Source organism: Marivita lacus (assembly GCF_014637725.1).
In the GTDB taxonomy this organism is placed as follows: Bacteria; Pseudomonadota; Alphaproteobacteria; order Rhodobacterales; family Rhodobacteraceae; genus Marivita; species Marivita lacus.
Map to the genome: position 1 here is coordinate 329611 of NZ_BMFC01000003.1, position 17427 is coordinate 347037.

The 17427-nt window shown below is 62.7% G+C and carries 17 protein-coding genes; 8 read left to right on the forward strand and 9 right to left on the reverse strand.

The genetic code is table 11. The features are described from left to right. Positions 1 to 13 precede the first annotated feature (13 nt). The gene (gene kynA / locus IEV82_RS09220; protein ID WP_188481719.1) at positions 14 to 847 is read right to left on the reverse strand and encodes a tryptophan 2,3-dioxygenase; all 834 of its coding nucleotides are present in this window, start codon (positions 845 to 847) and stop codon (positions 14 to 16) included. Further along, complete coding sequence (locus tag IEV82_RS09225) at positions 844 to 1599, reverse strand: SDR family NAD(P)-dependent oxidoreductase (RefSeq protein WP_188481720.1); 756 nt, start codon at positions 1597 to 1599, stop codon at positions 844 to 846. The genes kynA and IEV82_RS09225 overlap by 4 nt, the downstream gene beginning before the upstream one ends. A gap of 126 nt (positions 1600 to 1725) precedes the next feature. Here IEV82_RS09225 and IEV82_RS09230 point away from each other — a divergent pair, with 126 nt between their 5' ends. From IEV82_RS09230 to IEV82_RS09245, 4 genes are all read left to right on the forward strand, one after another. Then, positions 1726 to 2673 carry an MBL fold metallo-hydrolase gene (locus IEV82_RS09230; RefSeq protein WP_188481721.1) on the forward strand — a complete coding sequence of 316 codons (948 nt, stop codon included), beginning with the start codon at positions 1726 to 1728 and terminating at the stop codon, positions 2671 to 2673. 74 nt (positions 2674 to 2747) lie between these two features. Continuing rightward, positions 2748 to 4253, forward strand: a complete 1506-nt coding sequence (gene betC, locus IEV82_RS09235) for a choline-sulfatase (RefSeq protein ID WP_188481722.1) — start codon at positions 2748 to 2750, stop codon at positions 4251 to 4253. A gap of 58 nt (positions 4254 to 4311) precedes the next feature. Then, positions 4312 to 5052, forward strand: coding sequence for a thermonuclease family protein (locus IEV82_RS09240; RefSeq protein ID WP_188481723.1), 741 nt, complete (start codon positions 4312 to 4314; stop codon positions 5050 to 5052). An 80-nt stretch (positions 5053 to 5132) separates the two neighbouring features. Next, entirely contained in the window at positions 5133 to 5369 is a 237-nt protein-coding gene (locus IEV82_RS09245) for an HP1242/YdcH family protein (protein WP_188481724.1), read from the forward strand. Here the strand turns inward: IEV82_RS09245 and IEV82_RS09250 are convergent, their stop codons facing one another. Together IEV82_RS09250 and IEV82_RS09255 are read right to left on the reverse strand one after the other, a co-directional pair. Further along, entirely contained in the window at positions 5370 to 5888 is a 519-nt protein-coding gene (locus IEV82_RS09250) for a glutathione peroxidase (protein ID WP_188481725.1), read from the reverse strand. A 51-nt stretch (positions 5889 to 5939) separates the two neighbouring features. Then, positions 5940 to 6560: a class I SAM-dependent DNA methyltransferase gene (locus IEV82_RS09255; RefSeq protein WP_188481726.1), complete on the reverse strand. Its 621-nt coding sequence runs from the start codon at positions 6558 to 6560 to the stop codon at positions 5940 to 5942. Positions 6561 to 6682: 122 nt separating this feature from the next. Here IEV82_RS09255 and IEV82_RS09260 point away from each other — a divergent pair, with 122 nt between their 5' ends. Next, a complete protein-coding gene (locus IEV82_RS09260) occupies positions 6683 to 6952 on the forward strand; it encodes a DksA/TraR family C4-type zinc finger protein (RefSeq protein ID WP_188481727.1) in 270 nt (89 codons plus the stop codon). A 215-nt stretch (positions 6953 to 7167) separates the two neighbouring features. On the opposite strand, the gene IEV82_RS09265 is transcribed toward IEV82_RS09260, so the two are convergent. The 3 genes from IEV82_RS09265 to IEV82_RS09275 form a co-directional block, all read right to left on the reverse strand. Further along, entirely contained in the window at positions 7168 to 8988 is a 1821-nt protein-coding gene (locus tag IEV82_RS09265; protein WP_188481728.1) for a M3 family oligoendopeptidase, read from the reverse strand. A 95-nt stretch (positions 8989 to 9083) separates the two neighbouring features. Continuing rightward, complete coding sequence (locus tag IEV82_RS09270; RefSeq protein WP_188481729.1) at positions 9084 to 10676, reverse strand: ATP-dependent DNA ligase; 1593 nt, start codon at positions 10674 to 10676, stop codon at positions 9084 to 9086. Continuing rightward, complete coding sequence (locus IEV82_RS09275) at positions 10673 to 11680, reverse strand: ligase-associated DNA damage response exonuclease (RefSeq protein WP_188481730.1); 1008 nt, start codon at positions 11678 to 11680, stop codon at positions 10673 to 10675. The genes IEV82_RS09270 and IEV82_RS09275 overlap by 4 nt, the downstream gene beginning before the upstream one ends. 98 nt (positions 11681 to 11778) lie before the next feature. Between IEV82_RS09275 and IEV82_RS09280 the strand changes: the two genes are divergently transcribed. Then, positions 11779 to 12549, forward strand: a complete 771-nt coding sequence (locus IEV82_RS09280; RefSeq protein WP_188481731.1) for an HpcH/HpaI aldolase family protein — start codon at positions 11779 to 11781, stop codon at positions 12547 to 12549. Here the strand turns inward: IEV82_RS09280 and IEV82_RS09285 are convergent. Further along, positions 12546 to 13484 carry an alpha/beta fold hydrolase gene (locus IEV82_RS09285; RefSeq protein ID WP_188481732.1) on the reverse strand — a complete coding sequence of 313 codons (939 nt, stop codon included), beginning with the start codon at positions 13482 to 13484 and terminating at the stop codon, positions 12546 to 12548. The two genes, IEV82_RS09280 and IEV82_RS09285, sit on opposite strands and share 4 nt — an antisense overlap. Continuing rightward, positions 13484 to 13774, reverse strand: a complete 291-nt coding sequence (locus IEV82_RS09290; RefSeq protein WP_188481733.1) for an SCP2 sterol-binding domain-containing protein — start codon at positions 13772 to 13774, stop codon at positions 13484 to 13486. Before IEV82_RS09290 ends, IEV82_RS09285 begins: the two co-directional genes overlap by 1 nt. Positions 13775 to 13864: 90 nt before the next feature. On the opposite strand from IEV82_RS09290, the gene IEV82_RS09295 reads away from it, so the two are divergent. Together IEV82_RS09295 and IEV82_RS09300 are read left to right on the forward strand one after the other, a co-directional pair. Beyond that, positions 13865 to 14419 carry a tetratricopeptide repeat protein gene (locus tag IEV82_RS09295; RefSeq protein WP_229747734.1) on the forward strand — a complete coding sequence of 185 codons (555 nt, stop codon included), beginning with the start codon at positions 13865 to 13867 and terminating at the stop codon, positions 14417 to 14419. A 38-nt stretch (positions 14420 to 14457) separates the two neighbouring features. Beyond that, positions 14458 to 17427: a helicase-related protein gene (locus tag IEV82_RS09300; protein WP_188481734.1), complete on the forward strand. Its 2970-nt coding sequence runs from the start codon at positions 14458 to 14460 to the stop codon at positions 17425 to 17427.

Below are 17427 nucleotides of genomic sequence, written 5' to 3' on the forward strand. Positions count from 1 at the left end.
CCTTTCCGGGGTCTTAGAGTTTCGTCCGCAGGTGCCAGAGATCGGGGAAAAGCTCAACCTCGAGCATGCGCTTGAGATAGGACACGCCGCCGGTGCCCCCGGTGCCGCGTTTCAGACCGATCACCCGTTCCACCGTGGTGACGTGATTGAAGCGCCAGCGACGGAAGTAATCTTCGAGATCGACCAGCTTTTCCGCCAGTTCGTAGAGATCCCAGTACTGTGCCGGGTCGCGGTAAACTTTGGCCCAGGCCGCCTGCATGGTCTCGTCTGGTTGGTGCGGTTTGGTCAGGTCACGCGCCAGCGCAGCCTCGGGCAAGGGCACGGCCTGCGCCAGCCGCGCCAGAGCACAATCGTAGAGCGACGGCTTGTCCAGTTCGGCGCGCAGACGGGTTTCAAGATCGGGGCGGTGGGCGTGCGGTCTGATCATCGCCACATTCCGGTTGCCCAGCAGAAACTCGATCTCGCGGTACTGCGCCGATTGAAAGCCAGAGCTTTGGCCAAGTGAGTCGCGGAACGTGGTGTAATCGCTGGGGGTCATGGTGCGCAGCACGTCCCACGCGGAATTCAGCTGTTCGAAGATGCGCGACACGCGGGACAGGAGCTTGAACGCAGGGCGGATGTCCTTGGCTTGCAGCGTGTCGCGGGCAGCGTGCAATTCGTGCAGGGCAAGCTGCATCCACAATTCCGAGGTCTGGTGCTGTACGATGAACAGCAACTCGTCATGCGCGGTGCTCAGCGGGTGCTGGGCGTCAAGCACGGCGTCGAGGCCGAGGTAGTCGGTATAGGACATGCGTCCGTCGAACGACATCTGCGCGCCGTCGCGGGCGGGATTGTAGGGATCGGTCAAAACTCGCCCCCGGCGATCTGGATGGCCTGACCGTTCACGCTGCCTGAGTTGGGCGCGCAGAGCCAGAGCGCGGCTTCGGCGACTTCCTCGGGCGTGATCAGCCGGCCATGCGGGTTTGCGCCGACCATGATTGCGCGCGCCTCGTCCTCGGTCATGCCGGTCCGCGCCATGATGCGGTCGATGTTTTGCGGTACGATATCGGTGTCCACATAGGCCGGGCAAATGGCGTTGAACGTGTAGGGCTTGCCCAGATAATCGGCGGCCAGCCCCCGGATCAGCCCGATCACCGCATGTTTCGACGCGCTGTAGCAGGGCGCGCCCTTGAGACCCCGCAACCCGGCGATCGAGCTGATGGCGATGACCCGGCCCCAGTCGGTCTGGTGCATGGATTTGAGGCTTTCGCGGATCGTCAGGAACGTACCGTCAAGGTTGGTGGCCATCATGTTGCGCCAGAAATCCATGTCCATCTTGTGCAGCGCGCGCCCCTCGGCGATCCCGGCATTGGGTACGCAGATCTGAATCGGGCCGCATGCCTCCACGGCCTGTGCGATGCCGTCCATGACAGAGGCTTCATCCTGCACGTCCATCACCAGCGGGTGCAGGCCATGGGATTTGGCCGCAGCCTCCAGCACCTCGGCGCGACGGCCCGTGATTGTCACTTCTGCGCCCGCGCTACGCAGTGCTACCGCGATGGCAAGGCCGATGCCGGTGCCGCCGCCGGTGATCAGCGCGTGTTTGCCTTCAAGGGTCATGTGGTCCTCCCGGTCGTGTCGGCGTGACCGTACCCGAGTGGTTGCCAGTGGCAAGACGGCTCACCTTAAAGGGATTGCAATTCTTATTCGCATTCGTGAATGTGATGCCAACAGGAGGAGACACCAATGCGACTGACCTATCTCATCGCCGCCAGCCTGAGCGCGACCACCGCCATGGCCAGCGAGGACATTGCCGACAAGTACCCGCAATCCGAGCTTTACGACAAACCGGTCGAAGTGATCCCGCATGTCTTTTCGGCCATCGGGGCCACAGCGCCGCCCACCTATGAAAACGCGGGCCACAACAACAACCTCAGCTTTATCGTCACCGGCGACGGGGTCGTGGTGATCAATGGCGGTGCCTCGGCCCGGCTGGCCGCTGCCCTGCATGACGAGATCAAGGCGGTGACCGACCAGCCGGTGAAGCTGGTGATCAACGAGAACGGGCAGGGGCATGCCATCCTTGGCAATTCCTACTGGGCGGATTTGGGCGTCGATATCTTGGCCCATGAAGACGCCATCGCCGTGGTCGAGGCGGATGGCGATTTCATCCTGCAAGGGATGCAGGGCTACAACCGCGACCGTGCCGAGGGCACAGAGGTCGTGGTGCCGAACCTCAGCTTTTCCGACAAGCACGTGGTCGAGATGGGGGATGTCACGCTGGAGGTCCTGCATCTGGGCCCTGCGCATGATCCGGGCGATGTGCAGGTCTGGATCCCCGAATGGGACATCGTGATCGCCGGTGATATCGCCTTTCACGAACGCATGCCGCCGATTTTCCCGGAAACCGACACCGATGCCTGGATCGAGACTTTTGACGGCCCGTTCACCGCGTTGGGTGCCACCTATGTGATCCCCGGTCACGGTCATCCGACCAACATGGCGCAGGTGACGCGCTATACAAGCGATTACATCAAGGACCTGCGCGCCAAGATCGGGGCGCATATCGAGGAGGGCGGTGATCTGGCCGGGGCGTTTTACGTGGACCAGTCGAACTGGCAGCATCTGGATACGTTCGAGGAACTGGCGACCAGGAACGCGGGCCGGGTCTTTGAGGAGATGGAATGGGAGTGATCCATCACTCTCGTTATTGACTGGTGAATCAATAACCCCCAGTGTCCCGCAAAACGCGTGGCAGTGGGGGTTTCATGCAGCCGAACATCCTGATTCTGATGGTGGACCAGCTCAACGGCACGCTGTTTCCCGATGGGCCTGCCGACTGGCTGCATGCGCCCAACCTCAAGAAACTCGCCGCGCGTTCCACCCGGTTCAAGAACGCCTATACCGCCAGTCCGCTTTGCGCGCCCGGACGGGCGGCGTTCATGTCGGGCCAATTGCCCTCGGCCACCGGTGTCTATGACAACGCGGCGGAATTCCCGTCCTCGATCCCGACCTATGCGCATCACTTGCGGAGGGCGGGCTATTACACGGCGCTGTCGGGCAAGATGCATTTCGTCGGCCCGGACCAGCTGCACGGGTTCGAGGCGCGGCTGACCACCGACATCTATCCGGCCGATTTCGGCTGGACGCCTGACTACCGCAAGCCCGGTGAACGGATCGACTGGTGGTATCACAACATGGGGTCGGTGACGGGTGCGGGTGTGGCCGAGATCACCAACCAGCTCGAATATGACGACGAGGTGGCGTACCAGACCAAGCTGGCGCTTTACGATCTGGCGCGCGGCAAGGACGACCGGCCATGGTGCCTGACGGCCAGCTTCACCCATCCGCATGATCCCTACGTGGCGCGGCGCAAGTATTGGGATCTCTACGAGGACTGCGAGCATCTGCTGCCGGAGGTGCCCGCGATGGATTACGCAGACCACGACCCGCATGCAAAGCGCATCTTCGACGCCAATGACTGGCGCAGCTTCGACATCACCGTGGACGACATCCGCACATCGCGCCGCGCCTATTTCGCCAATATCTCGTATCTCGACGACAAGATCGGCGAGATCCTGCAAGTGCTCGAAGACACGCGGCAGGAGGCGATCATTCTTTTCGTGTCCGATCACGGCGACATGCTGGGCGAGCGCGGGCTGTGGTTCAAGATGTGTTTCTACGAAGGCTCGGCGCGGGTGCCGCTGATGATCTCCGCGCCCGGCATGGAGCCGAGTCTGGTGACGGATCCTGTGTCCACCATCGACGTCTGCCCGACGCTTTGTGCGCTGGCAGGGGTGAGCATGGACGAGGTGATGCCCTGGACCACGGGCGAATCGCTGGTGCCGCTGGGGCAGGGCGGCGCGCGCACCAGCCCGGTGGCGATGGAATACGCGGCCGAGGCGTCTTATGCGCCGCTGGTGTCGCTGCGCTATGGCCAATGGAAATACAATCGCTGCACGCTCGACCCGGATCAGCTCTTCGATCTGGAGGCGGACCCGCATGAATTGACCAATCTTGCGGACCACCCCGACCATCAGGGCACGGTGCAGAGCTTGCGCGCCAAATCCGAGGCGCGCTGGGATCTCGCGCGGTTCGATGCGGATGTGCGCGCCTCTCAGGCCAAACGATGGGTGGTCTACGAGGCGCTTCGGCAGGGCGGGTACTATCCATGGGATTACCAACCGCTGCGCGATGCGTCAGAGCGGTTCATGCGCAACCACATGGATCTGAACGTGTTGGAGGAGAGCAAACGCTTCCCGCGCGGAGAATAGTTAACCTTTCTTAACGCTTACCATTGTTTTGCCCGATTTCTGGGGCAATATTAACGGAATGTTAAGGATTTCTCTTTTAGCGGCCGCCTTTGCGCTGGCCTCTGTCACCCATGCCGGCCCCGATGGCACGATTCGCGTTGTCGATGGCGACACGTTCAAGGTGGGCGACACAACCGTGCGCCTGCATGCCATCGACGCCCCCGAGACCGACCAGATGTGCGGCGATGCCAACAGCCCGGCATGGGCCTGCGGCGCCTGGGTGCGCGACAAGGCCCGCGAGATGTTCGAGGGTCGCCACGCACTTTGCAGCGCTACCGATACCGACCGCTACGGGCGCACCGTCGCCAAATGCGCGGTTGACGGTCAGGATGTCGGCGAACGGCTGGTCAGCGACGGCCTGGCCTTTGCCTATCGCCAATACGGCATGGACTATGATTTGACGGAAAAGGCCGCAGCGGTGAACGCGCGCGGCCTGCATGGCACCGGGGTGATGTCGCCCGCCGCATTCCGGTCGGCACAGCGCGCGCAGGAGCGACCCACACAGACTGCTTCGGAGACCGGGGCCAAGACAGTGACGGTCAATCGCGGCACGCCGCAGACCCGCACGCTCGTGCCCAACGCGGTCAATCCCAACTGCAAGATCAAGGGCAATATTAGCATCAGCAGCGGCGAACGCATCTACCACGTGCCGGGGCAGGATTACTACGCCAAGACACGGATCTCGCTACAGAAGGGCGAACGCTGGTTCTGTACCGAGACCGAGGCACGTACGGCTGGCTGGAGAAAGGCGCGAAACTGATCCGCGTTTGATCCCGGTCAATGTGAAACATGCATCGCGCTGTCATGTTGGGTCCGAAGACATAAATGAGGAGTGGACCCATGTCGCATACACCGCACGAGCTTGCCGAGGAATTCCCGGATCACGTGGCTCAGATGAGTGCGCTCAAGCAGTCAGACGCGCATTTCGCCAAACTTTTCGACAGCTATCACGAGATCAACCGTACTGTGCACCGGGCCGAAACCAACGTGGCACCCATGGACTCTCTGGCGGAGACCGATCTGCGAAAGCAGCGCGCCGCGCTCAAGGATGAAATCTGGGCCTACCTGCAAAATTGATCAGCGCAGGAGCGCGGTGATCGCCTCGATCACCGGCTTCGACATTGGCCGCGCATTCGATCCGAATGTCGCGGCCACGCTGCCATCCGGGGCAATCAGAACCTTGTTGAAATTCCAGGTGGGTGTGAATCCGGCTTCGGCCTCGAGCCATTTGTAGAACGGGTGCGCGGCATCGCCGCGGATCGGTGTGATCGTCGTCATCGGAAAGTCGAGACCGAAATTGACCTCGCAGAATTCCTTGACGTCCTCGTTGGACGACAATTCCTGACGGAAATCATCCGAGGGGATCGCCAGGACCACCAGACCGCGATCGCGGTAAGTGTCGTACAACGTCTGTAACCCGTCATATTGCGGGGTATAGCCGCAGCGTGAGGCGGTGTTGACCACCAGAACCGGCTGGCCGCGCCATTGCGCAAGGTCGATTTCTCCGCCGTCGATGGACGGGAAGGTGAAGCTCGACATGGCCGCCTGCGCCAGCGTGGCGCAACACATGAACAGGGCTGATAACACAAGACGCATCTGATTGCTCCTTGCCTCCAAACCTAGGCGGGGGTGCCGCAAAGGAAAGGGTCAGAGCTTGCGGAACTCCATGACAAGGCCGCGATCCTGCGCATGGGCGTGATCGGCGTTCTCGTAGATCGGGATGTCGTGGAACATGACCGGCGTGATCTGCCGATGCGCCACCATCTGCGCCAACCGCGAGCCGAACCCAACGCCGTCATAGACGGGCGCGATCACACCGCAGACAAACAGCGCCCCGGGCCGCGCGACGCGCATCAGCTCGGGAAAGACCTCGGGTCCGACATGCCCGTGGGTGAAGGTGCCGCAGGACACAAAGCCGTCGTAGCTGGCGTCTTCCATGGGCAGGCGCTGCGTCAGGTCGGCAAGAATGCGGTTGCGATAAAGCCCCTTTGCCTCGGCCTGCGCCAGCATGCCTTCGGAAATGTCGATCCCGTCCACGATGAACCCCGGCAGGTGTTCCGTGACCAGCCCGGTGCCCGCGCCGATATCGAGAATCGGATCGCTGCGGTCCGCGCGCGCGGCGAACAGACCCGCAATCTCGCGTGGTGCAATATAGCCATGGCCCTCGCCGAAACTGCTGTCATAGGTGGCGGCCCAATTGTCATAGAGCGCCTTGGCGTCCGCAGCGCCGTCGATGGTGTAGACGTGGTCGAGATCGTAGTCGGTCATGATGGTCTCCAGCATCCGGTGGCCCTGCATAGGATGCCTGCGTGACAGCTCTGCGACAACGCCCTTGTGTGCTGTGCCGGGCGCCTCCATATTTCAGGAAGGCTTTGCAATAGGAGAGGGATATGGCTGGCGGCTGGGCACGGGACGGTGCGGTGCAGGAGCAGATCGACGCGTCCATCAGCGACGAGTTGGCGCGACTCAAGGCGCGCAAGACACCCCAGGGCCAGAGCCTGACCCACTGCGCCGAATGCGAAGAGCCGATCCCCGAAAAGCGCCGCGCCGCCATTCCTGGCGTCAAGCTCTGCATCGACTGCCAGCACGACCGCGACAGCACCTACCAGGCGCGCGGCGGAATCAACCGGCGCGGATCGAAGGATTCACAGCTGAAATGAGATGTGCGGGCTGTCGCCCGCGCAGGGTTTCTCGCCTTCGGCTCGGCACTGGTGCGGCTTGCATGCGGTGTGCTTTTACCACCCGTCAAGGTCAATGCGCCGCGTGGTGCCTGCATATTTATCAAAAAGAAGAAGCAGGGAATGGTGCACATCCCGTGCTTCTTCTTTTTACAAATATGCCCACACGACGCTGAACCCCGCGCTCCGTCGGAGGGTCAGCCCTCCATCGCTTCCAGTTCGTCGATGAAGCCCGAGATCATGCTCAGCCCCTTGTCCCAGAACTTGGGATCGCTGGCGTCAAGCCCGAACGGGGCCAGCAATTCGGTGTGGTGCTTTGATCCACCCGCCTTGAGCATGTCGAAATACTTGTCCTGAAAGCCGTCGGGGTTTTCCTCGTAGACGGCATAAAGCGCGTTCACCAGCCCGTCGCCGAAGGCATAGGCATAGACGTAGAAGGGCGAGTGCACGAAATGCGGGATATAGGCCCAGAAGGTCTCGTATCCGTCCATGAATTCGAAAGCCGGCCCAAGGGATTCGGCCTGCACCGACATCCAGAGCGCGTTGATGTCGTCGGGGGTGAGCTCTCCACCGCGCCGCGCGTCGTGCAGCTTGCATTCGAAGTCGTAGAACGCGATCTGGCGTACGACCGTGTTGATCATGTCTTCGACCTTGCCCGCCAGCAGCACTTTCTTTTCGGCATTGTTCTTTGCGTTGTCGAGCATGCGGCGGAAAGTGAGCATTTCGCCAAAGACGCTGGCGGTTTCGGCAAGGGTCAGCGGCGTAGAGGACAGCATCTCGCCCTGTCCGGCGGCCAGCACCTGGTGCACGCCGTGGCCCAGTTCGTGCGCCAGCGTCATCACGTCGCGTGGTTTGCCAAGGTAGTTGAGCATCACGTAGGGGTGCACATCCGTCACCGTGGGATGCGCAAAGGCCCCCGGCGCCTTGCCCGGCTTCACGGCGGCGTCGATCCAGCCCTTGGAAAAGAACGGTTTTGCGATCTCGCCCATGCGCGGGTCGAATTCCGTATAGGCGTTCATCACCGTTTCTTCGGCCTCGTCCCAGCCGACGGTGCGGGTCGCTTCCATCGGCAGGGGCGCGTTGCGGTCCCAGACCTGCATCACGTCGAGGCCGAGCCATTTGCGCTTGAGCTCATAATAGCGATGGCTGAGCTTGGGATAGGCGGCGACCACGGCATTGCGCAGCGCCTCGACGACTTCGGGTTCGACATCGTTGCTCAGGTGTCGGCCGGTCTGCGGCGTCGGCATGCCGCGCCAGCGGTCCATCACCTCTTTTTCCTTGGACTGCGTGTTGTGGACGCGGGCGAAGATCTTGATGTTGTCGGCGAACACAGCAGCCAGTTCGCGCGCGGCGGCTTCGCGTACGGAGCGGTCCTGTTCGGTGAGCAGGTTCAGCGTGCCCTCGATGGTCAGCGGCTCGCCGTCCACCTCGAATTCCAGACCCGCGATGGTTTCGTCGAACAGCCGTTCCCAGGCATCGCCGACGACGCCCATGTCGTGCAGGAATTTCTCCATCTCGTCTGACAATTGGTAGGGTTTCATCGCGCGGATGCGGCGGATTGCCGGTTTGTAGCGGGCCAGGTCGGCATTGGCGTCGAACAGCGCGTCGATGATGCCGTCGTCGATCCGGTTCAGTTCCAGTGTGAAAAAGACCAGCGGCGTGGTATAGATCGTGACCTTTTCCTGATGGTCCGACAGGAACTTGGCGCGCAGGGCATCGGTGGTCAGCTGGTAGTAGCGCAGCCCCGCGTAGGACATGATGCGGCCCGCGATGTTTTCGATTTTCTCGTGGCGGTGGATCGCGGTCAGGAATTCTTCGGCGCTCAGGTCGGCCAGCTTGCCTTCGTAATCGGCGGCAAAGCTGCGGCAGGCCTCTTCCAGCCAATCCAGATCGCGCTTCAGCTCGACCGCGTCATTAGACGGGTAGAGATCGGTCAGGTCCCATTCGGGCAGGTTGCCAAGGTTCTTGCTGCCGCCAAGGGCATTCGCGTCATGTGTCGGTGTGGGGGTGCGCAGCATCGGGTGTCTCCTGTCCTTATTCGCCTTCGAACCTGTGCCGTGCGGCCGAAAGGTTCAAGAGGCAATACCGTGGAACCGGACGGGACTGGCGCTGGCTAGCCGTAGGTTTCGAGCAGGTCCTTGAGATCATCAAGCGTATTGGCCTCTTGCAGCGGCTTGTCCTGCCGCCAGCGCGACATGCGCGGAAAGCGCAGCGCAATGCCCGATTTGTGGCGCGGCGAGGCATGGATGCCTTCGAAGGCGATCTCGAACACGTGGTGCGGCGTGACCTGCCGCACGGGGCCAAAGCGCTGCTGCGTGTTCTTTCGGACCCAGGCGGTGATCTTGCGGAACTCGTCGTCGGTCAGGCCGGAATAGGCCTTGGTGAAGGGCACCAGATCATTGCCATCCCAGACTGCGAAGGTGAAATCGGTGAAGAGGTTGGCGCGGCGGCCATGCCCTTGCTGGGCATAGATCATCACCGCGTCCACCGTCAGAGGATCGAGCTTCCATTTCCACCAATCGCCCTTCTTGCGACCTGACAGGTAGGGGCTGTCCTTGCGCTTGAGCATCAGCCCTTCGGCGCGGTGATCGCGGGCGGTAGCGCGGATCTCGGCCAATGCCGCCCATGTATCAAAGGACAGTCGCGGCGCGGCCCGGATCGGCGCGTCATCCGGCAAGTCGCGCAAAAGCGCCTCCATCCGGGCGCGGCGCTGCTCAAGGGGCTGGTCGCGCAGATCCTGACCGTCTTCCTCAAGTAAATCATAGGCCAGCAGGATCACCGGCGCGTCCTGAAGCAGCTTTTTCGGCACCGTCTTGCGCCCGATCCGGGCCTGCAACGTGTTGAACGGGTGCGGCTGAGTGCCCTCCCACGCGACGATCTCGCCGTCCAGAACGAGGCCATCGGGCAGGAAATCGGTGAGCCGCGCGAATTCGGGGAAGCGGTCTGTCATCAACTCCTCGCCGCGCGACCAGACATGATGCGTGCCACCCCGCAGGATCACCTGTCCGCGGATCCCGTCCCATTTCCATTCGGCCTGCCAGTCTGCAGGGTCGCCAAGCGCTTCGGGACCATCTTCCAGCTGGTAGGCGAGGTAGAACGGGTAGGGGCGGCTGTCATCCGCCTCGGCGTCTTCAGCTTCGATCAGGTCGTGATAGCTGGTGGTCTCGGGTGTCCAGCCGCCCATGAGGCGATGCGCAAGGCTGGCCTCAATCTGCCCGGTGGCCTGCGCCAGGGCACGGGTCATGAGTTTCTGGCTGACGCCGATGCGAAACCCGCCCGTGATCAGCTTGTTGAACAGGAACCGTTCGGTCGGGTCCAGCTGATCCCACGCATCCACAATGCGCGTCTTGCGCTGGTCAATGTCGAGGGTGGCGAGCGATTTCAACTCGGTGATCCAATGGGTCAGTGGCAGGTCGCTGTGCCGGTTGGGTGGCGGCAGGATCAGGGCAATGGTTTCGGCCAGATCGCCGACGATGGGATAGCTTTCTTCGAGTAACCACAAGGGGATACCGCCCAACTCGGCGGCCCATTCACGCAGCTGGGTGGTCGTCACGGCGCGTTTCGGACGACGGCCGGAAAACAGTGCGATGGTCCAGAGCTTGTCGTCGTCACTGGCGGTCTGAAAGAACTCGGCCAGCGCCTTGGTCTTGAGGCTGGTCTTGGTTGTCTGATCGACGGTGGTAAAGAGATTGGCGAAGTCCTTCATGCCGCGTCAGCCTCGTCATCCTCGCCGCCGAATTCGGTTGGAACCACCTGTGCGTTATAGCCTTGGGTGTTCAGCCATCGCGCGAAGATATCTGTGTAACCATGTGTTGCATAAATGTTTTCCGCCTTGGTTTCCTTGATGGCGTACATCAGCCCGTCCCAATCGGCGTGGTCCGAAATGACAAAGCCCCTGTCAGCGGCGCGGCGGCGGCGGACCCCTCGCAGGCGCATCCAGCCCGACGCAAAGGCGGTCGAGGCGGGTCCGAACCGGCGCGCCCATTGCGACCCCAGCGCCGACGGCGGCGCAATGATCAGCGCTCCGGGATGGTTCTTGGGATTGATGTCGGGCGTCACATAGATGGTTTTGGGCAGCCTGTACCCTTGATGCCGCAGCACTTCATTGGTGTTCTCGACTGCGCCATGGGTCAGGATCGGTCCGATCTCCGGATCGACCATCGCCAGCAGACGCTGCGCCTTGCCGAGCGAATAGGCTCCGAGAATCGACGCCTTGCCTTGGGCGGCATTGCGCGCCCACCATGTGTTCAGCTCCTGCGCGACCTCAGCCTGGCTGTCCCATTTGAACACGGGCAGGCCAAAGGTGCATTCGGTGATGAAGCTGTGGCACGTAACAGGCTCGAAAGGTTCGGAAATCCCGTCTGAAACGACCTTGTAATCGCCGGAGGCCACCCAGATTTCCCCGGCAACTTCGACCCGGATTTGCGCAGAGCCGGGCAGATGGCCCGCCGGGTGGAACGACACCAATGCATCGCCAATTTTACGCGTTTCGCCGAACTTAACTGTTTCTACAGAAATATTGCCCAACCTGTGCCGCATGACCGGGGCGCAACCATCGGTGCACAGGTAGCGGCGATGCCCGGGGCGGGCGTGATCGGCATGGCCGTGGGTGATCAGTGCGCGGTCCACGGCGCGCCAGGGGTCGATGAAGAAGTCTCCGGCGGGGCAATAGATGCCGCGCTCGGTAAAGGTGAGAACGGGTTTGGTCATGGAGGTGAGTATAGAAGCGGATCAGGACATCGCCAGAGGCTTGCCAAGTCGCCTTTGCGGCGTAGGGTGGGCGCGACCAGACCATCAGGAGCCTTTTCATGCAGATCGCCGGATTCCGTCAGCGCCTTTTGTCGCGCGTGCCTTTGGCGGGCACGTTCCTGAAAACCCCGGCCTACCAGCTGATCGAGGTGCTGGCGCAATCCGAACTGGATTTCGTCTGTCTGGATGCCGAACACGCGCCGTTCGACCGCAGCGCCATCGACGCCTGCTGCGCGATGGGGCGGGCCTTGGATTTCCCGGTGCTGGTTCGGGTCGGCGACTCGTCGGCGCGCGAGATCCTGCAAGCGCTGGATTGCGGCGCGGTCGGGATCGTGGTGCCGCATGTCGACAGCGCGGACAAGGCGGCGGATGTGGCACGGGCGGCGCGGTACGGTCACGGTGGACGGGGATTTGCGGGATCGACCCGCTGGGCCGGATACGCGACACAGTCGATGCCCGATCTTCTGGCGCGGTCGCAGGACGAAACCGTGGTCATGGCGCAGATCGAGGAACCCGAGGGCGTTGTGGCATCCGAAGCGATCGCGGCAACCGACGGCATCGACGCCTTGTTCCTGGGGCCGGCGGATCTGTCTGTGGGCTACGGTCACGACACCTTGGGTTCGGACGATCTTTTTGCCGCGATGGAGCGTGTGGGCAAGGCGGCAGATGCGGCGGGCAAGGCCTATGTGTCCTGGGTGGCCAACGCGCAAAAGGCGCAGGAGTGGTCGGCCTATGGAATGAGCTGTTTCTTCATCTCGTCCGAGCATTCGTGGATGCGGGCCGCCGCAACGGCAGAGGCGCGCGGTGTCCACGAGATCGGAAAACCCTAGGACTTGAAGCTGGAAAACAGCGACACGGCCGCGCCGGTGACCTGTCGGCGGATGTTGGGTTTTTCCATCAGCACTTCGTGTTCCGCGCCGTCCACCAGCAAGAGCTTGCCGCCTTTCCAATGGGTCATGCGGTCCCGGATCGCGCGTGTGTCGACGATGCGTTCGTTCGATCCGACAAAACACAGCGCCGGAAGCGCGGGCGAGGGCATTCGCGCCAGCGCGGCGCATTCCTGCAGCGCCGAGAGCAGCCATGCACAGGACGGCCCGCCCAGGCCGAATTGCGGCTCGGCTTCGACATGGCGGCGCATGTGGTCGAACATCTCGGGGTCCGAGGTGAGCAGGTTGTTCTCGAACGGCTCGGAGGCGGGGTAGCTCTTGATCGACGTGCCGGGAGCGATCCTGTGGCCCTGACCGATCGCCATCGCCAGTCTTGGCAGCGTCCAGGCGACCGGGCGCAGGTAGCCGGCCATGTCGATACCCCACATCGGTCCTGAAAACATGACAGAGGCCATGTCGGTGCCGCTCATCAATGCGCGCAGGCCGATGCAGCCGCCCATGGAATGGGCGATCATGTGCCACGGTTTCGGCAGATTGGCCTTGCCCGCAAAGCTGCGGACCGCGGCCCAGTCTTTCTGGAAGTCAATAAAACGGCCGACATGGCCGACCATCGGGTCGGCACCAAGCCGGTCGGACATGCCCTGGCCGCGCCAGTCCAGCGATACGACATCAAATCCGGCGCGCACGAGGTCTTTGGCGGTACGGCCGTATTTCTCGATATATTCGGTGCGACCGGGCAGGATGAACACCGTGCCCTTGCTGTCCGCCGCTTCCGCATGACCAACGCGAATGCGCACCCCGTCCGAGGTGCGCAGCCATTCGGCGCGCATCTCAGGGCCTTGGGCAAGATCGTCGCGATAGGGGGCCTGTTCGCCCATCAGGCGAGGGTGGCGGCCAGTTTCATCGCCAGACCCATGTCGCCGTCGATCGTCAGGCGACCGGACATGAATGCCGAAGTGGGGTTGAGCGCGCCGTCAAAGATTTCGCGATATGTCTCGGCATCGGCGTTGAAGGTCACATCGGCATCGGCGCTGCCCTCGCGGGCGCCGTCGCTGTCGACGACCATGCTGCCTTCGCCTTCGATGTTGAACTGGGCGGTGCCATCAATGCCGCCGCCGGCCAGTTTTTCGTTCATGGCGGTGACTGCCTGTGCCACAACTTCGCTCATACGCTCGTCTCCTTGTGATCGCGTCCTGATGTCCGGGGGTGGCATTTGCGGAACCCCACGCTACATTCACCATGAGTTATGAGGTTCAAGATGCGCAAATACAAATCTGCCGTTGCGGCATTTCTTCTGGCACTCGCCGTGATGCAGGGGCCGGTTCAGGCTCAACAGGCCAGTGCGTCCGAGCTGCTTGACCAGCTGGCAGAGGCCGAGGATGCGCGCGCCGCAGACCGGCTGGAACGGCAGCTACGGCAGGAATGGTCGAAATCCGGATCTGCGGCGATGGACCTGCTGCTCAAGCGGGGTCAGGATGCGCTGGATGTCGACAACATAGACGCCGCACTGGAGCATCTTCGGGCACTGACCGATCACGCGCCGGACTTTGCCGAAGGTTGGCACACCCTTGCTCTGGCCTATTACCGCGCGGATCAATTCGGCCCGGCAGCGGATGCGCTGGAACGCACACTTGCGCTCAACCCTCTGCATTTCGGCGCGTTGCGCGGCATGGGGGCGATATTCGAACAGGTCGACAAACCCCACCTTGCGTATGACGCCTATTCGCGGGTACTCACGCTCAGGCCGCATGATTCCGACGTGATCGACGCGTTGGAGCGGCTGGAGCGACAGGTGATCGGAGAGACGATCTGACCACCTGACGCCCGAGCAGGACGGCAAAGGACGTCAACATGGCCGGACATGCGCGGGTTGCGGCGATTCTCGGCCCGACCAACACAGGCAAGACCCACTACGCTATCGACCGGATGCTGGGCTATCGTACCGGTATGATCGGATTGCCGCTGCGGCTTTTGGCGCGCGAGGTCTATGACAAGATCGTCGCCGCGCGCGGGCCTTCTGTTGTGGCGCTTGTCACTGGCGAGGAGCGGATCGTACCGCCACGCGCGCAGTACTGGGTCTGCACGGTCGAGGCGATGCCCGAGGGCATGGGCTGTGATTTCGTCGGCATCGACGAGATCCAGCTTTGTGCCGATCCCGAGCGCGGCCATGTGTTCACCGACCGCCTGTTGCGGATGCGTGGGCAGCACGAGACCCTGTTCATGGGGTCAGACACGATGCGCGGGACGATCGCGAGCCTTGTGCAAGGGGTCGAATTTGTCCGCCGCGAACGGATGAGCCAACTGACCTATACCGGTTCGAAAAAGATCAGCCGGTTGCAGCCGCGCACCGCCATTGTCGGGTTTTCGGTCGAAAATGTTTATGCGATTGCCGAGCTGTTGCGCCGTCAGAAGGGCGGCGCTGCCGTGGTGATGGGGGCTCTGTCGCCGCGGACACGCAATGCGCAGGTCGATCTGTACCAGAATGGCGAGGTGGATTTCCTTGTTGCGACCGATGCCATCGGCATGGGGCTGAACCTTGACATCAACCATGTCGCGTTTTCGTCCCTGACCAAGTTCGATGGCCGCCGGATGCGGCCGCTCATGCCCAACGAGTTGGCGCAGATCGCCGGGCGCGCCGGGCGCGGCATGTCGAACGGCACCTTCGGTGTGACCGGCGAGGCGTCGCCCATCTCGGAAGAGGTGGAAGAGGCGATCACGAACCACCGCTTCACACCGCTGAGAAAGCTGAATTGGCGCAATGCCGATCTGCGCTTCGGGTCGATCGACACGCTGATTGCCTCACTCGAGGCCAGCCCGAATGACGAGCTGCTGGTCAAGGCGCGCGAGGCGGATGATCTGCAGGCGCTCAAGGCGCTCAGCGCCGTGGCCGAGGTACAGGCGCGGGCGTCCGATCCCAAATCGGTCCAGCTTTTGTGGGATGTCTGCCGCATTCCCGACTTTCGCGGCATAAGTCACGCGGAACATGCTGGGCTTTTGGAAGTTATCTATGGACACTTGCATCAACGCGGAGCCATCCCGGATGATTTCCTTGGACGACAGGTCGACCGGATCGACCGGACCGATGGCGACATTGACACGCTGTCGAAACGGTTGGCGTATATCCGCACATGGACCTATGTCGCGCAGCGGAAAGCGTGGGTGCATGACGAAAGCCATTGGCGCGAGCAGACGCGCGCTGTAGAAGACCGACTGTCGGATGCGCTCCACGAGCGCCTGACCCAGAGATTTGTTGACCGGCGCACATCCGTGCTGCTGCGGCGGTTGAAGCAGAAGGAGGCCCTTTTGGCCGAAGTGAATGACAAGGGTGAAGTCACCGTCGAAGGCGAATTCGTCGGCAGGCTCGAAGGGTTCCGGTTCCGCCAGGACAAGGATGCAACCGGGCAGGAGGCGAAGACGCTGAAGACCGCGTCGATGCAGGCGCTCGCGCCGCATTTCCACTTGCGCGCCGACCGTTTCTACAACGCGCCCGATACCGAGATGGATTACACCGAGCAGGGCGGCCTCATGTGGGGCGACCAGGCGGTGGGCAAGCTGACCGCCGGCGATGATCCGCTCAAGCCGCGCGTCGTGGCCTTTGTCGATGAAGAGGCCGGGGCTGATGTGGGTCAGAAGGTGCAGCGCCGCCTGCAGCACTTCATCGACCGCAAGATCGCCGCGCTGTTCGAGCCGCTGATCAACCTGCAGAAAGACGAGACCCTGAACGGCCTTGCGCGCGGTTTTGCCTTTCGCATGGTCGAAGCGATGGGCCTCCTGCCGCGTGCGGACGTGGCCGATGACGTCAAGGCGCTGGATCAGGACGCGCGCGGAATGCTGCGCAAGCATGGCATCCGCTTTGGTCAGTTCACCGTGTTCATGCCGCTGCTGCTCAAGCCTGCGCCGACGCGACTGCGTCTGGTGTTGTGGAGCCTGTCGAAGAACCTCGATGAATTCCCCGAAGCGCCGCCACCGGGTCTGGTAACAGTGCGCAACATGCCGGGCACACCGGCGGAATATTACATGGTGGCGGGCTACCGCGCCGCCGGCGAGCGCGCGATCCGCATCGACATGCTGGAACGTCTGGCCGATCTGCTGCGCGCGCAGGACAGCCGGGGAGGGTTCGAGGCCAATCCCGACATGCTGTCGATCACGGGTCTGACGCTGGATCAGTTTGCCGACCTGATGTCCGGTCTGGGCTACAAGGCCGAAAAGGCCGAGCGCCAGAAGGTGCGCGCGGTCGATGCAGTGATGCCCGAGGATGCGGCGTCTGTGGAACCGGTCATCGTGACCGACGAGCCTGCGCCGACGCCAGACACCCCTGTGATGGATACGGCACGGGAAGACGCGGCTCCGGGAGCGACCGCTGCCCCTGCCGATGCGCCCGAAGCTGCCGATGTGCCAGAAGCAGCCGAAGCCATGACCGATGACGGCGTTGCTCCCGTTGTCGACGCGCCCGAGGAAGTGCCTGCCGAAGCGCCGGTGCCGACCAATTCGGAAACCGAGATCGACCCCGGTGCTGCCCCGGACGCGGCCTTGGCCGGCCCGGAAACCGAAGTGTTCTATACCTTCACATGGCGCGGCAATCGCCCCGACCGCCAACCGCGCCGCGACGGTGGCAAGGGCCGTCGGGACGCTGCCAAGCCGCAGGGCGAGCGTCCGCAAGGCGACCGGCCGCGTGGCAAGGGCAAGCCCAAGGGCAAGGGCCAGCCGCCGCGCGATGCGGGCAAGAAAACCTTCGAGGCGCGTCCCCCCAAGAAGGAAAAGCCGATCGACCCGGACAATCCCTTTGCAGCGGCCCTCATGGGGCTGAAGACGAAGGACTGA